This window comes from Blastococcus sp. SYSU D01042 (assembly GCF_054050515.1).
In genome coordinates this window covers 319101-332302 of the sequence record NZ_JBJGZM010000002.1, presented here as the reverse complement: position 1 = coordinate 332302, position 13202 = coordinate 319101, and the positions used below count along the sequence as shown (strand labels likewise).

The window sequence follows — 13202 nt, the reverse complement described above, 5'->3', positions numbered from 1 at the left end:
TCAGCCCTCGACGCGCTTCTTGAGCTCCTTGAGAGCCGTGTCCAGGATGACCTTCTCGGCCTTGCGCTTGATCATGCCGAGCATCGGGATCGAGAGGTCGATGGTGATCGAGTAGGTGACCTCGGTGCGCCCGTCCCGCTCGACGAGGGTGTACGAGCCGTCCTGGCGCTTCTGCATCTGGCCCTTGACGAGGGTCCAGGTGACCCGCCGGTCGCCCTCCCACGTGTAGTCGAGGACGTAGTCGTCCTTGACCGCCCCGGCGTCGAGCACGAAGTGCACCCGCCGGGCCCGCCCGTCGGGGCCCTGCTCGAGCACCTCGACCGTCTTGGCGGCGGCGACCCAGCGCGGGTACTCGGGGAAGTCGGCGATGACCGCCATGACGTCGGCGGCGGGCGCCTCGACGACGATCGACTGCGTGGACTGGTCGGCCATGGGCAGCAGGCTAACCGGTGGGGGTGGTCCGGGGAGCGCTTCCCTCCCGTTCCGTTACTCACCGGTAGGAGGTGCCCGGTAGATTGACCGGGACGATCCTGGCCAGCGACCCCTGGGCGACGGTGCCCCCGCGGCGGCCGGGGAGGAGAGGACCAGGCGTGCGCGAGTTCAGCGTTCCGGTGACCAGTGAGGTACCGCCCGACGCGGCCCTGACCGACATGCTCGTCCAGAACGTCGCCCAGCACGGCGGCGAGGTGGGCCTGCGGCGGCGCGTCGACGGCCAGTGGCGCGACGTCACGTGGGCGGAGTTCGGCGAGGAGGTGCGCGGCGTCGCCAAGGGGCTCATCGCCTCCGGTGTCGCCGCCGGCGACCGCGTCGCCCTGCAGGCCAAGACGCGCTACGAGTGGACCGTCCTCGACTACGCCATCTGGACCGCCGGCGGCGTCGTCGTGCCGGTCTACGAGACCTCCAGCGCCGACCAGGTCGCGTGGATCCTGTCCGACTCGGGCGCCACCGCCATCGTGGTGGAGAGCAGCGAGCACGCCGCGGCGGTCGAGTCGGTGCGCGCGCAGGCGCCGGCGCTCGCGTCGGTGCACGTCATCGACGACGGCGCCCTGGGCACCCTGACCGCGGCCGGCCGCGACGTCCCCGACGCCGAGCTCGACGCCCGCCGGGCCACTCTCTCCGCCGACAGCCTGGCGACGCTGATCTACACCAGCGGCACCACCGGCCGGCCGAAGGGCTGCGAGCTCACCCACGGCAACTTCCTGTTCGAGATCGACAACGGCATCACGCTGCTCGACCGGTTCATGAGCGTGCAGGGCTCGCTGCTGCTGTTCATCCCGCTGGCCCACGTGCTGGCCCGCGTGCTGCAGGTCGGCGCCATCAAGAACCGCACGGTCATCGGCCACACGCCCGACGTCAAGAACCTGCTGGAGGACCTCGGCGAGTTCAAGCCGACGTTCGTGCTGGCCGTGCCGCGCGTCTTCGAGAAGGTCTTCAACTCGGCCAAGGCCAAGGCGGAGGGCGACGGCAAGGGCAAGATCTTCGACCGGGCGGCCCAGGTGGCCATCGACTGGTCGCGTGCCCAGGACACCGGCGGCCCCGGCCTCGGCCTCAAGGTGCAGCACGCCTTGTTCGACAAGCTGGTCTACGGCAAGCTGCGCGCCGCGCTGGGTGGCCGCTGCCTCGGTGCCATCTCCGGCGGCGCGCCGCTGGGCGACCGGCTCGGCCACTTCTTCCGGGGCATCGGCGTCACCGTCTTCGAGGGCTACGGCCTGACCGAGACCACCGCCGCCGCGTCGGTCAACCACGACGAGGCGATCCGCATCGGCACCGTCGGGCAGCCGCTGCCGGGCGTGACGTTCCGCATCGCCGAGGACGGCGAGGTGCTCATCAAGGGCGGCATCGTCATGCGCGGCTACTGGAACAACGAGTCCGCCACGGCCGAGGCCATCGACGGCGAGGGCTTCTTCCACACCGGCGACCTCGGCGAGCTCGACGCCGACGGCTTCCTCAAGATCACCGGCCGCAAGAAGGAGATCCTGGTGACCGCGGGCGGCAAGAACGTCGCCCCCGCCGTCCTCGAGGACCGGCTGCGCGCCCACCGCCTGGTCAGCCAGTGCATCGTCGTCGGTGACCAGCGGCCGTTCATCGCCGCGCTGATCACCCTCGACGAGGAGGCGCTGCCGCAGTGGCTGGAGTCCAAGGGCAAGCCGGCCGGCCAGACGGTCGAGCAGGTGCGCGAGGACGCCGACCTCCAGGCGGAGATCGACGCGGCCGTGAAGGACGCCAACAAGGCCGTCTCCCAGGCGGAGGCGATCAAGAAGTTCGCCGTCCTCGGCACCGACTTCACCGAGGACAACGGGATGCTCACCCCGAGCCTGAAGCTCAAGCGCTCCGTCGTCATGAAGGAGTTCGGCGACGAGGTCGAGGCGCTGTACTCGCGCTGATCCCCGTCGCCTCCTGAGCCCCCTCCCCGCACCCGCGGGGAGGGGGCTCAGTGCGTCTCGAGCAGCTCGGTGAAGGTCGTGGCGATGGTGGTCCAGGACCAGCGCTGCTCGACCCACTCCCGGCCGGCGGCGCCCATCGCCCGGGCCCGCGCCGGGTCGTCGAGCAGGTCGGCCAGCGTCGCGGCCACGGCCGTGGGCGACCGCGGGTCGACGACGTGCCCGGTGACGCCTTCCCGCACCGCCTCGGGGGCGCCGCCCGAGGTGCCGGCGACGACGGGCAGCCCGCACGCCGCCGCCTCGAGGAACACCATGCCCAGGCCCTCGACGTCCAGCCCGGCGCGACGCGTGCGGCAGGGCATGGCGAAGACGTCGCCGGCGGCGTAGTGGGCCGGCAGCTCGGCGGCGTCCACCGCCCCGGTGAGGACGACGGAGCCCTCGAGCCCCCGGGCGGCCACCGCGCGCCGCAGGGCCGCCTCGTCGGGCCCGCCGCCCACCAGCAGCAGCCGGGCCGACGGGTGCCGGGCCAGCACCTGCGACCAGCCCTCGACCAGCACGTCCTGCCCCTTGCGGGCCACCAGCCGCGAGACGCAGACGACCACCGGCGCCTCCCCCAGCCCGTGCCGCCGCCGCACCTCCGCACCGTCGACGTCCGGCGTGAACCGCTCGACGTCCACCCCCGGGGAGAGCTGCTCCAGCCGGGTGCGCCCCTCCAGCGCCGGGGCGAGCCGGTCGCGGGTGTACTCCGTGATGTAGGTCAGCACGTCGAGCCCTCCGGCGATGCGCTGCATCAGCTGCCGGCTGCCCGGCAGCGCGACCCACCCGGTCTCGTGCCCGTGCGTGGCGCCGACCAGGTGCCCGATCCCGGCCGCGCGCAGGGTGGGGGCCAGCAGGCCGAGCGGCGCCGCGGCGCCGAAGAAGGCCCGGTCGCAGCCGTACCGCTGGACGAGGTCGACGGCCGCCCGCGCGGTGGCCCGGGTGGGCAGCAGCATGCCGGTGGGCCGGCGGACCACCGGGTAGGGCAGCGCGGCGTCGTGCTCGGCCGACCCCGGGGAGTCCGACGCCAGCACCACGAGGGAGTCCGGCGGGCGCCGCTCCAGCAGGGCGGCGACGAAGGTCTGGATGCCGCCCTGGCGCGGCGGGAAGTCGTTGGTGACCACCAGCGTCCGGCTCACGGCTCGCGCTCCAGCCGGGTCCAGTCCTCGGCCAGCGCGATCCGCTCGGCCACCGTCGGGTGGGAGCCGAACCACCACCGCCAGGCGGCCGGCGGGCTCGGGTCGGACAGGTTGGTGCCGGCCAGCCCCCGCTGCATCGCGACGAAGGCCTCCGGGTCGCGGGTCAGGTCCAGGGCGTGCACGTCGGCCCGGGCCTCGACCTGGCGCGAGACCAGGTTCTGCACCGGGGTGGCCACCAGCGTGCCGACCGCGACCAGCAGCAGGGCCAGCGGCACCACGGCCGGGTCGCCGGGGCCCTGCGCCCCGGCCCGCCGCAGCAGCCGGGGCGAGGTGAGCGCCCAGCCGAGCAGGGCGACCCCGCCCGCGCCGCCGAGGGCACCCAGCAGCGTCCCGGTGAGGACGTCGTCGGTGGCCACGTGCCCGAGCTCGTGGGCGGCGATGGCCTCGATCTGCTCGTCGGGGAGCCGGTCGAGGACCGTGTCGTAGACGACGATGCGCCGGGTCGACCCGAAGCCGGACACGTAGGCGTTGAGCGCCGTCGTCCGGCGGGAGGCGTCGGACACCAGCACGTCCTGCACCGGGGTGCCGTTCTCCTCGGCCAGCGCCAGCAGGTCGGTGCGCAGCTGCCCGGGCGGCATCGGCTCGAAGGAGTTGAACGCGGGCTCGATGAGCACCGGCCACAGGAAGGAGCCGACGACGACCAGCACGGTCGCCCCCGCCGCGGCCAGCGCCCACCACGCGCGTGGCGCCCGGCGGGCGAGCCAGACGAGGACCAGCAGGCCGAGCGCGGTCAGCGCCGCGTCGATCGCCGTCGACACCACGACGTCGCGGGCCCACAGGCCCCAGCTCCGCGTGGACAGCCCGTAGCGGTGGCGCACCACCTCGCCGTAGGCCGACAGCGGCAGCGTGGCCACCCGGCCGACGACCGCGAGGGCAAGGACGCCCAGCAGCACCTGCCCGGCCCAGCGGCCGCCCAGCGGCGCGCCGGCGGTCCGGACCAGCTGTGCCCCCAGCCGGGTGAGCCCCAGCACCGCCGAGACGGCGAGCCCCAGCAGCAGCGAGGCCAGCGAGGCCGGCCGGAGAGCGGCGGCGAAGGCCTCGGCCCGGCTGACCTGCTCGGCGGACAGCCCGGCGGTCGGGTCCGCGGGGGTGGCGCCGCCCGGGGGCTCCGGCAGCACGTCCCACGGCGTGGTGACGGCGACGACCACGGCGAAGGCGGTGAGCAGGACCACCGCGACCAGCAGGGCCGCGCGGCGCGGCGTCACAGGTGCTCCACGCCGCCGATCCTAGGGGCGGGGTCCGGGGCCCCCCGGGGCCGCCGACGGCGAGGGCCGGTGACCTCCGCCCAGGAGGTCACCGGCCCTCGGTCGGTGGGCGGTGCGCGTCAGCCGGCGATGCGGCGGGCGCTGTTGTAGCTGCCCATCGAGTCCACGCTGGCGACCTTGACCGGCTGGCTCGACGTCGACGCGTGCACCATCTGGCCGTTGCCGATGTACATGCCGACGTGGCTGACCGGGCTGTAGAAGAAGATCAGGTCGCCCGGCTGCAGCTCGCCCCGCGAGACCGGCGTGCCCATCTGCGACTGGCTGCGGCTGGAGTGCGGCAGCGAGACGCCGGCGGCGGCGTAGGCGTAGGACGTGAGGCCCGAGCAGTCGAAGGCGTCGGGACCACCGGCGCCCCAGACGTAGCGGTCACCCACCTGCGCGAGGGCGGTGTCGACGGCGATCTGCGCGGCACCGCTGGGCGCGGGGGCACCGCTGGGAGCGGCGGCAGCGGGCGCCGGGGCGGTGCGCTCGGCACGCGAGGCCCGGACCGGCTGCTCGTCCTCCGCGCGCTCGAGGGCAGCCCGCTGGGCGGCGTCGAGGGCGTCGTACTGCCGCTGGTAGTCCGCGATCCTGCCCTCGAGGTCGCGCTGCTGCGCCTCGATGTCCGCGACGCCCCGCTCGGCCCGCTCGCGGGCCTCGCGCGCCTCGGTGCGGGTGTCCTCCGCGCGGGTCGAGGCCTCGGCGACCTCGCTGACCGCGGCGTTGGTGCGCCCGGCGATCGCGTCGAGGGTGCCGAGCTGGGAGACGAACTCGTCGGCCGAGTCGCTGGTCAGCAGCACGTCGAGCTGGGTGAGCGAGCTGCCGCCGCTGGTGTAGGCGGTGCGGGCCAGCTGCCGGATGCGCCCGTCGAGGGCGGCGCGCTGCTGCTGGGCCTCGAAGGCGGCCTGCTCGGCGCCGTCGACGGCGGCCTGCTGGCGCTGGAGCTCGACCTTCGCCTCGTTGAGCTGCTCGCTGACGATCTCCAGCTGCCGGCTGGCGTCGGCGACCATCTGCGCGGCCTCGGCGGTGCTGGTGGCCGTGCCGGGCTCGGCGGAGGCCGTGCCGGGGACCATCGTGAAGGTCAGCGCGGTGGTCGCACCGATCAGCAGGCCGGCCCGGAGGCGGCCCACCCGGCGGACGGGGCCGGCCGGGGTGTCGGGACGGAACGGTGCGAGGGCATGCGGGGGTAGGGCGTGAGGGGTCGCCACGAGCGGCGGCTCTCCGTTTCTTCCTCGTCACCGCCTACCGAGTTAGCTGACGGGTTCGGGCGGGGAAGACTGGCCCTATCCCCTGCTCACCGGCGAACCGGCCCTGCAGGGGAACTCACCCCAGGACTGCGGTGGGTCCCCGGTTCACCTCGGACGTCCCTGCGGACGCCGTGCGGCGATTCGGCGGTGCCCGGCCGAGGCCGTCCCTCGGGGGACGACGACCACCCGGTCGGACGCGACGACCCTACGTTCGTGATGTTGCCGTGACAAACCGGGGCAGCAGGTAAACCTGTGACGAGAATCGCTCCGCGCACCGCGCGCCTCCCGACCATCGGCGCTGCGTAGGGGTAGAAGCACCCTCCGCAGTCATCCCGGCCACGTGACGCGGTCCTCAGCCGGTGCGCCGGCCGGGTGCCCCGCCACCGTCGGCCCCGGGACGGCCGCGGTGCCGCAGCGGGGGCACCAGGCCGTACTCCGCCAGTGCGCGGACCGCCCGGCGCTCGACCTCGTCGAACTCCACCACCACACCCGGTGGCGGCACGACGACGTCCTCGGCCGCGGGGGCGGCCGGACGCGGACGACCGGTCATCGGCACGACGACCGGGTCGACCCCTTCCCAGCCGGGCGGGGCGCCGAGCAGGACGGTGACGACGCAGTCGCCGCAGCCGGTGCCGCGGACGGTGCAGGTGTCGCAGTCGATGAGCATGTCTCTCCTCCGTGAGTCATCCGCACGGTAGGAACGGCCACCGACAATTCCGCGGGCGGCGGTCAGGTGCCGGCGTACTCCCAGTGCCACGGCTCCTCGCGCCCGTTGCCGGGGTCGGCCCACGTGGGGTGCAGGAAACCGAACCGGCCGGCGTTGGCGACCATCCACGCGTACTGCGGCGTCCCGAAGGTCTCGATGCCGCCGCAGAGGTCCACCGCGAGCCCCCACCCGTGGTTGCTCGTGCCCGGGACGGCGGCCAGCGCCGGCTTCTCGCCGTAGAGCTCCACCTGCCCGGCGTAGGTGCGGTAGGAGTCGGTGATGCACAGCGGCCCGCCGAAGGCGGCCGCGTACGCCCCCGACATCGCGCGGTAGGCCGCGGCGGCGTCGCAGCGCAGCGTGTGCCCGCCCGTCCCGAGCGCGCACATGGCGCTGGGCGGGATGAGGCCGTTGGGGTAGCCGCCCCACTGCCGCGCGCCGTCGTAGCTGGGCGGGTAGACGGTGTTGCCGCACTCCACCCGCAGCGCGCCCGCGGCCGGCCCCGGCGCCGCGACCGGCGGGCGCCGGCCGAGGACCGGCCGGCCGACACCGAGCACCTGTTCGGCGGGCAGCGTGCGGACGACGACGGCGCCCGCGCGAGCGTCGGCCGCGAGCATGGTGCGCGCGTCCAGGGCCAGGCCGACGTGGCCGAGCCCCGCCTCCGGCGTCCCCAGGAAGACCAGGTCCCCGGGCAGCACGTCGGCGGGGGCGACCGGCGTCGTGACGGCGAACAGCTCCGCCTGCTCCCCCGGCAGCGGGATGCCGGCCCGCCCGTAGACCGCCTGCACGAGCGAGCCGCACCCCCAGGACTCGGGTCCCGCCGTCCCGGGCGCGTAGGGCAGCCCCAGCGCCTCCATGGCGGCGCTGACCGCCGCCAGCGTCTCCGCGGGCAGCACGAGCAGCGACGAGGGCCGGCCCGGCAGCTGCGCTGCGCCGCGCTGGGCGCCGCCACCGGCCGCCCCCACCGGCACCAGGCGCTCGGGCAGGCCCGCCGCCGGGTCGCCCAGCGCGGCTGCCGGCGGGGCGACCACGCCGGCCGCGGCCAGCTGGTCGACGTAGGCGCGCCAGCTGGCCGCCGTCCGCTCGTTGACCTCGACCTGCTCCTGCTGCAGCTGGGCCAGCTGCCTGTCCACCGCACCGAGGGCGGCGTCCAGCTCCGCGGTGACCTCGGAGGCCGCGGCCTCCAGCTCCGCCATCCGCGCGCCGACCTCGTCGGCGCGGGCCCGCGCCTGCTCGAGCGCCGCGGCGGCCTGCCGCTGCTCCCCGAGAGCGGTCTGCCGCTGCGCCTCCGCGTCGCCGATGACCGAGGCCGCGTGCCGGTCGACGACGTCGAGGAAGCCGAGCGCGGACACCACGTCGCCGGGGTCGCCCCCGGTCAGCAGCAGCGTCAGCGGGGTCACCGCGCCACCGTCCCGGTAGACGGCCGCGGCGTAGCGCGCGACCTCCTCCTGGTGCACCGCCAGCTCGCCCTCGGCCTCGCCCAGCACCGCCTGGGCGCCGGCCACGGCGCGCTCGGCCTCGGCCAGGGCGTCCCGGGCCTCGACCACCGCCCCCTGCTGCTCCTGCAGCCCGCGCTGCACCTCGGAGGCCCGCTGCTGGAGCTCGTCGAGCGCCCGGCTGTCGAGCACCCCGGACGTCCCGCCCGGCTGGTCGCTGGGCGCCGCTCCCGCCGGGGCGGCCGGCACCAGGAGGGCGAGCGCGACCAGCGGCGCGACGAGCAGCCTCGCCGGCGGGCGGCCGCGCGGCGCGCACGGCACCGCCGACCTCGGGGGGCGCGGGTACATCGGGACCACCTCTGCGGAATCCGGGCGGCGTCGCCCACCGCAGGTGATGGTGTCCCGGCCGGCGGCGAACCGCCAGGTGGGAGGCCTGGTACCCCCCGGCCGGGCGACCCGGCCGGCCGCCCCGCGCAGCGACCGCCCCGGCGCGGCGTCCCCGGGACTGTCGGCACCCCGACCTACCGTCCGCCCCGTGAGCTCCTCCCCCGCCCTCCCGCTCTACGTGCAGGGAACGATCGAGGAACTCGGCACGCCGCTGGCCGAGGTCACCTTCGTCGTGGTCGACCTGGAGACCACCGGTGGTTCCCCGAAGGACAGCGCGATCACCGAGATCGGTGCGGTGAAGGTGCGCGGCGGCGTGGTGCTCGGCGAGTTCCAGACCCTCGTGGACCCCGGGACGGCGATCCCGCCCTACATCAGCGTGCTCACCGGGATCACGACGTCGATGGTCGCCGCCGCGCCACGGATCGGGACGGTGCTGCCCTCCTTCCTGGAGTTCGCACGCGGGGCCGTGCTCGTCGCGCACAACGCCCCGTTCGACCTCGGGTTCCTCAAGGCCGCGTGCGCCGAGAACGCGATCCCCTGGCCCGCTGCGGCCTCGGTCGACACGGCGGTGCTCGCCCGCCGGCTGCTCACCCGCGACGAGGTGCCCAACTGCAAGCTGGCCACGCTGGCGCCGTACTTCCGGGCCACCACCTCCCCCACGCACCGCGCGCTGGACGACGCGCGGGCCACCGTCGACGTGCTGCACGGGCTGTTCGAGCGGCTGGGCCCGCTGGGCATCTCCTCGCTCGAGGAGCTCACCGGCCTCACCCGCCAGATCGACCCCGAGCGCCGGCGCAAGCGCCACCTGGCCGACACCGTGCCGCACGGCCCGGGCGTCTACCTCTTCCGCGGCCCGCGCGACGAGCCGCTCTACGTGGGCACGTCGACCGACCTGCGGACGCGGGTGCGCAGCTACTTCACCTCCGGCGAGCAGCGCAGCCGGATCACCGAGATGGTCGCGCTCGCGCACCGGGTCGACGCCATCCCGTGCGCGCACGCCCTGGAGGCGGCGGTCCGCGAGCTGCGCCTCATCGCCGAGCACAAGCCCCGGTACAACCGGCGCTCCCGCTTCCCCGAGCGGGCGCTGTGGGTGCGGCTCACCGACGAGCCCTTCCCCCGGCTGTCCGTGGTGCGCCGCGTCCGCCCTGGCGCCGGGGTCTTCCTCGGCCCCTTCCCCGACCGCCGCGCCGCCGACGCGGCGGTGGCGGCCGTCCACGAGTCGCTTCCCCTGCGGCAGTGCACCGCCCGCATCTCCGCCCGCGCCCCGTCCGGGTCGGCCTGCGCGCTGTTCGACATGGGCCGGTGCGGGGCGCCGTGCACCGGCGCCCAGTCCGTCGCCGAGTACGCCGACGTCGCGGGGGTCCTGCGGGCGGCGGTCGCCTGCGACCCCGTCGCGCTGGTCGCCCCGCTGCTGGAGCGGGTCGAGCGGCTGGCCGCCGAGGAGCGCTACGAGGACGCCGCCGTCCTCCGCGACCGGATCGCCGTGCTGCTGCGGGCCGTGCGCCGCCGGCAGCGGCTGGAGTCGCTGGCCGCCGTCCCGGAGCTGGTCCTCGCGCGCACCGACGGCGCCGGTGGCTGGGAGCTGTCCGTCGTCCGGCGCGGCCGGCTCGTCAGCGCCGGCGTCGCACCCCGGGGGACGTCGGTCCGCGGCACGCTGGCCGGCCTGCTGAGCACCGCGGAGACGGTGCTCGGCCCGGACGGCGAGATCGCCGCCACCGTCGACGAGACCGAACTGGTGCTGCGCTGGATGGAGAAGCCGGGCACCCGCCTGGTCGAGCTGGACGGCACGCTGGCCAGCCCCGCACCGGGCACGGGGGCGTTCAGCCGCTTCCTCGCCATGGCCGACGGCACCGGGGCCCGGCGCGACCCGTTCGCCGACGGGCGGTCGCTCGGCACCCGGGCACGGCCCGACCGGATCACCGCGGGCGTCGGCGACCGCGGGCGGTCCCCGCTAGCATCGCCGGCGTGATCACCGCCATCGTGATGATCGACGCAGCCACCGACTCCATCCCCGAGGTGGCCGCGGCGATCGCCGACCTCGACGGGGTCAGCGAGGTCTACTCCACCGCCGGCGAGGTCGACCTGATCGCCCTGGTCCGCGTGCGCGAGTTCGAGCAGGTCGCCGAGGTCATCGCCGGCCGCATCAACAAGGTGCCCGGCGTGCTCGAGACCGAGACGCACATCGCCTTCCGCGCCTACTCCCGCCACGACCTCGAGGCCGCCTTCTCGATCGGCTTCGAGTCCGCGGACTGAGAGAGGACCCCGGTCCTACTCCCGCGCGTCCCGGCTGACCTCGACCCAGCGGTCGAGCAGCGCCGCGGCGCGGCCGTCGTCCACGGCCGCCGCCGCCCTCTCCAGACCGCCCGCGAGAGCCGCCGCGACGTCGTCCCCGATGCCCTCGAAGGCGGCCAGGGCCGCGGCCGCGTTGAGCAGGACGGCGTCCCGCACCGGTCCGCGCTCGCCGCCGACCACCCGGCGGAAGACGTCGGCGTTGAAGGCCGGGTCCCCGCCGCGGAGCGCGTCGACGGAGGCCGGGGCGATCCCCAGGGCCGCGGGGTCGACCCGGTCGGGGCGGACCCCGCCGTCCCCGACCACCCACACCGTCGACGTCGTCGCGGTCGTCAGCTCGTCCAGGCCGTCGTCGCCCCGGAAGACCAGCGCCCGGGTGCCCCGCTCGGCCAGGACCTGCGCCAGCACGGGCGCCATCCGCCGGTCGGCGCACCCGATGGCCGCGGCCACCGGACGGGCGGGGTTGGCGAGCGGGCCCAGGAAGTTGAAGACCGTCGCGATGCCCATCTCCCGCCGCGGCACCCCGGTGAAGCGGAAGCCGGGGTGGAACACGGGCGCGAAGAAGAAGCCGATGCCGGCGTCGTGCACGCAGCGCGCGACCGCGGCGGCGGACAGGTCGATGACGACGCCGAGGGCCTCCAGCACGTCGGCGGCACCGGAGGACGACGAGGCCGCCCGGTTGCCGTGCTTGGCCACCGGGACCCCGGCAGCCGCGGTGACCACGGAGGCCATCGAGGAGATGTTGACCGTGTGCGCACCGTCGCCGCCGGTCCCGACGATGTCCACGCACTCCACGGCCAGCTCCACCGGTGTGGCGCGGGCGACCATCGTGGTCGACAGGCCGGCGACCTCGGCCGCCGACTCCCCCTTCGCGCGCAGCGCGACGGCGAACGCCGCGATCTGCGCCGGGGTCGCCTCCCCGCCCATGATCTCCGTCATCGCCCAGGCGGTGTCCGCCGCGGCCAGGTCCTGCCCGGCCAGCAACCGGTTGAGCAGGCCGGCCCAGGACGGCCGGGAGGGTGGCGCGGCGGTCACCGGGCGACGGGACGACGTGCGGAGCCGCGCAGCAGGTCCGCCACCAGGCCGGGTGCGGTCAGCGGGTCGACCGGCAGCGGCAGCGTGCCCTCGGCGCGCGACCAGTGCGCCAGCCAGCGGTCGGGCTGGCGGGCGATGAGGACGCAGACCGCCGGGCGGTCGGGCACCTCCTGCTCGAGCTGCCGGGCCAGCGCCAGACCGCCGGTGGGCTGGGCCTCGCCGTCCAGGATGCACAGCGCGACGCCCCCGCCGTCGACCGCGGCGACCACCTCGTCCCCGGTGGCGCACTCGACCCAGGTGAGCGGGCCGACGTCCGGCGCGGGACGCCGCCCGACCGCGGTGCGCACCGCCTCGCGGGTCTCGGCGCGGGAGCTGTAGACCAGCACGGTGGCCGGTGCTTCGGGGTTTCCGGCGGCGCTCACGCGGGCGAGCCTAGTGGTTCCGCGCGCACCGGCCGGGTAGGACCGCGACCGCCCGCACCGGCACCGCCGGCGCACGCCACGCCACGCGCGCACCCGAGGTCGTCAGCGCGGGGGGCCGATGCCATGATGGCCGGGTGACAACGGCCCCCGTGGCGAGCAGCACCTTCGACACCTCGCGGGTGCACTCCCTGACCCGACCGAACATGGTCAGCGTCGGCACGATCGTCTGGCTCTCCAGCGAGCTGATGTTCTTCGCCGGCCTGTTCGCCATGTACTTCACCGCGCGAGCCCGGGCCACCGACGGGTGGCCGCCGGAGCCCACGGAGCTCAACGTCCCGTACGCCCTGGTGATCACGCTGATCCTGGTCAGCTCGTCGGTCACCTGCCAGTTCGGGGTGTTCGCGGCCGAGGCCGGCAACGTGTTCGGGCTCCGCCGGTGGTTCACCCTGACCTTCGTCCTGGGCCTGATCTTCGTCCTGGGCCAGGGCTACGAGTACTACGAGCTCGTCCACCACGGCACGACGATCGCCTCGTCGACGTACGGATCGGTCTTCTTCCTCACGACCGGCTTCCACGGGCTGCACGTCATCGGCGGCCTGGTCGCCTTCGTCTTCGTGCTCATCAGGTCGACCATGGGCCGCTTCACACCGGCCCAGGCGACCTCGGCCATCGTGGTCTCGTACTACTGGCACTTCGTCGACGTCGTCTGGATCGGGCTGTTCGCCACGATCTACTTCATCCGTTAGGAAGCCGGTGTCCTCTCAGAACCCGCAGTCCGAGGCCCACGACGGCGCTGCCGATCGCGCACCTCTCCTCCGGGCAC

General features: G+C 75.3%; 12 protein-coding genes and 1 riboswitch. Of the genes, 4 read left to right on the top strand and 8 right to left on the bottom strand.

Annotated features, from left to right (window positions below):
• Positions 1 to 432, bottom strand: coding sequence for an SRPBCC family protein (locus tag ACI79H_RS05800; protein ID WP_456553424.1), 432 nt, complete (start codon positions 430 to 432; stop codon positions 1 to 3).
• Between the two features lie 158 nt (positions 433 to 590).
• On the opposite strand from ACI79H_RS05800, the gene ACI79H_RS05795 reads away from it, so the two are divergent.
• Positions 591 to 2384, top strand: coding sequence for an AMP-dependent synthetase/ligase (locus ACI79H_RS05795; protein ID WP_456553423.1), 1794 nt, complete (start codon positions 591 to 593; stop codon positions 2382 to 2384).
• Positions 2385 to 2431: 47 nt separating this feature from the next.
• On the opposite strand, the gene ACI79H_RS05790 is transcribed toward ACI79H_RS05795, so the two are convergent.
• The 5 genes from ACI79H_RS05790 to ACI79H_RS05770 all read right to left on the bottom strand — a co-directional run bounded on the left by ACI79H_RS05790 (position 2432) and on the right by ACI79H_RS05770 (position 8594).
• Entirely contained in the window at positions 2432 to 3556 is a 1125-nt protein-coding gene (locus tag ACI79H_RS05790) for a glycosyltransferase family 4 protein (protein ID WP_456553422.1), read from the bottom strand.
• Positions 3553 to 4821 carry a M48 family metallopeptidase gene (locus ACI79H_RS05785; protein WP_456553421.1) on the bottom strand — a complete coding sequence of 423 codons (1269 nt, stop codon included), beginning with the start codon at positions 4819 to 4821 and terminating at the stop codon, positions 3553 to 3555. The genes ACI79H_RS05790 and ACI79H_RS05785 overlap by 4 nt, the downstream gene beginning before the upstream one ends.
• Before the next feature lie 119 nt (positions 4822 to 4940).
• A complete protein-coding gene (locus ACI79H_RS05780) occupies positions 4941 to 5990 on the bottom strand; it encodes an NlpC/P60 family protein (protein ID WP_456553420.1) in 1050 nt (349 codons plus the stop codon).
• Positions 5991 to 6084: 94 nt separating this feature from the next.
• Positions 6085 to 6264, bottom strand: a riboswitch (cyclic di-AMP (ydaO/yuaA leader).
• Positions 6265 to 6459: 195 nt separating this feature from the next.
• Complete coding sequence (locus ACI79H_RS05775) at positions 6460 to 6774, bottom strand: hypothetical protein (RefSeq protein WP_456553419.1); 315 nt, start codon at positions 6772 to 6774, stop codon at positions 6460 to 6462.
• A gap of 62 nt (positions 6775 to 6836) precedes the next feature.
• The gene (locus tag ACI79H_RS05770; RefSeq protein ID WP_456553418.1) at positions 6837 to 8594 is read right to left on the bottom strand and encodes a D-alanyl-D-alanine carboxypeptidase family protein; all 1758 of its coding nucleotides are present in this window, start codon (positions 8592 to 8594) and stop codon (positions 6837 to 6839) included.
• Positions 8595 to 8781: 187 nt separating this feature from the next.
• On the opposite strand from ACI79H_RS05770, the gene ACI79H_RS05765 reads away from it, so the two are divergent.
• Together ACI79H_RS05765 and ACI79H_RS05760 are read left to right on the top strand one after the other, a co-directional pair.
• A complete protein-coding gene (locus ACI79H_RS05765; protein WP_456553417.1) occupies positions 8782 to 10602 on the top strand; it encodes a DEDD exonuclease domain-containing protein in 1821 nt (606 codons plus the stop codon).
• Entirely contained in the window at positions 10599 to 10886 is a 288-nt protein-coding gene (locus ACI79H_RS05760) for an Lrp/AsnC family transcriptional regulator (protein WP_456553416.1), read from the top strand. Before ACI79H_RS05765 ends, ACI79H_RS05760 begins: the two co-directional genes overlap by 4 nt.
• 15 nt (positions 10887 to 10901) lie before the next feature.
• Here ACI79H_RS05760 and trpD read toward each other — a convergent pair whose 3' ends face one another.
• A complete protein-coding gene (gene trpD / locus ACI79H_RS05755; RefSeq protein ID WP_456553415.1) occupies positions 10902 to 11957 on the bottom strand; it encodes an anthranilate phosphoribosyltransferase in 1056 nt (351 codons plus the stop codon).
• Positions 11954 to 12379: a hypothetical protein gene (locus ACI79H_RS05750; protein ID WP_456553414.1), complete on the bottom strand. Its 426-nt coding sequence runs from the start codon at positions 12377 to 12379 to the stop codon at positions 11954 to 11956. Before ACI79H_RS05750 ends, trpD begins: the two co-directional genes overlap by 4 nt.
• A gap of 134 nt (positions 12380 to 12513) precedes the next feature.
• On the opposite strand from ACI79H_RS05750, the gene ctaE reads away from it, so the two are divergent.
• Positions 12514 to 13125: an aa3-type cytochrome oxidase subunit III gene (gene ctaE / locus ACI79H_RS05745; RefSeq protein WP_456553413.1), complete on the top strand. Its 612-nt coding sequence runs from the start codon at positions 12514 to 12516 to the stop codon at positions 13123 to 13125.
• The last annotated feature ends 77 nt before the right edge of the window (positions 13126 to 13202 follow it).

Coding starts and splice junctions, on each gene's coding strand:
- ACI79H_RS05800 (WP_456553424.1), bottom strand. CDS start 432: ATGGCCGACCAGTCCACGCAGTCGATCGTCGTCGAGGCGCCCGCCGCC.
- ACI79H_RS05775 (WP_456553419.1), bottom strand. CDS start 6,774: ATGCTCATCGACTGCGACACCTGCACCGTCCGCGGCACCGGCTGCGGC.
- ACI79H_RS05770 (WP_456553418.1), bottom strand. CDS start 8,594: ATGTACCCGCGCCCCCCGAGGTCGGCGGTGCCGTGCGCGCCGCGCGGC.